The organism is Aquabacterium sp. UBA2148 (genome assembly GCF_002328915.1).
In the GTDB taxonomy this organism is placed as follows: domain Bacteria; phylum Pseudomonadota; class Gammaproteobacteria; order Burkholderiales; family Burkholderiaceae_C; genus Aquabacterium; species Aquabacterium parvum.
Map to the genome: position 1 here is coordinate 1 of NZ_DCXA01000037.1, position 1293 is coordinate 1293.

The 1293-nt window shown below is 65.7% G+C and carries 1 protein-coding gene; it reads right to left on the reverse strand.

The window, feature by feature from the left end:
• Positions 1 to 236: 236 nt before the first annotated feature.
• Positions 237 to 1293, reverse strand: a 1057-nt coding sequence (locus B2W70_RS02060; protein ID WP_286742332.1) for an AMP-binding protein, incomplete at its 5' end; no start/stop codon positions are given.

The following is a 1293-nucleotide window of genomic DNA, read 5'->3' on the forward strand; positions in this document are numbered from 1 at the left end:
GCGGTGTCATGGCTCGGCAACAGCCTGGTCGGTGTTCAAGGGGTGACGAATGCAACGCGCGGTGGTGCCCCGCGAGCGTGGTCCCGGAGCAGGCCCCCCTGGCCCCCAGCCCGTTGCTCAACCGTGGCAAACCACTTCACCCTTCCACCCACCAAAGCACCGAACCAAGAAAAAAGCCACCCCGCAGGGTGGCTCCATGGCCGGGCTCTCGCCCGCCCGAAACACCAAGGTGCCGATCAAGCCGCCTTCTTGCGCGCCTGAGCCGCCAGCCGCGCCAGCTCCTCGTCACGCAAATCCTTGCGCAGGATCTTGCCCACGTTGCTCATCGGCAGGTCTTCGCGGAACTCGATGTGGCGTGGCCGCTTGTAGCCCGTGAGCTGCTCCTTGCAGTACTCGGCGATGTCGGCCTCGCTCAGGCTGTAGTCCTTGCGCACCACGAACAGCTTGACCGCCTCGCCAGACTTCTCGTCGGGCACGCCGATGGCGCAGCACTCGGTCACGCCCGGGTGCAGGCTCACCACCTGCTCGATCTCGTTGGGGTACACGTTGAAGCCCGAGACCAGGATCATGTCCTTCTTGCGGTCGACGATCTTGAACAGGCCGTCGGCCGACATCACGCCCACGTCGCCGGTGCGGAAGAAGCCATCGGCCGTCATGACCTTGGCGGTCTCTTCGGGGCGCTGCCAGTAGCCGGCCATCACCTGCGGGCCTCGGACTGCGATCTCGCCGGGTTCGCCCTGGGCCACGGGTTGGCCGGCATCGTCGAGCAGCACCACCTCGGTGGAGGGCAGCGGGTAGCCGATGGCGCCGTTGTAGCTGCGGTTGTCCAGGCGGTTGACCGTCACCACGGGCGAGGTCTCGGACAGGCCATAGCCTTCGACGATGGGCACGCCGGTGATGCGCTGCCAAGCCTCGGCCGTCGACTGCTGCACGGCCATGCCGCCGCCGTTGCACACCTTCAGGCGCGAGAAGTCGAGCTGCTCGAAATCGGGCTCTTCCACCAGCGCGTTGTAGAGCGTGTTGACCGCCGGGAACTGCGTGATCTGGAACTTCTTGAGCGTCTCGATCAGCTTGCCGATGTTGCGGGCGTTGTCGATCATGACGTTGAGCGTGCCCATGCGCGCGCTCAGGAAGAAGCACACCGTCAAGGCGAACACGTGGTAGAGCGGCAAGGCCACCACGTTGACCAGCTGGCCCTCGACCTTGGAGAGCTCGGGCTTGAACCAGGCCTCGCATTGCAGGATGTTGGCCACCAGGTTGCGGTGCGTGAGCGTGGCGCCCTTGGAGACGCCC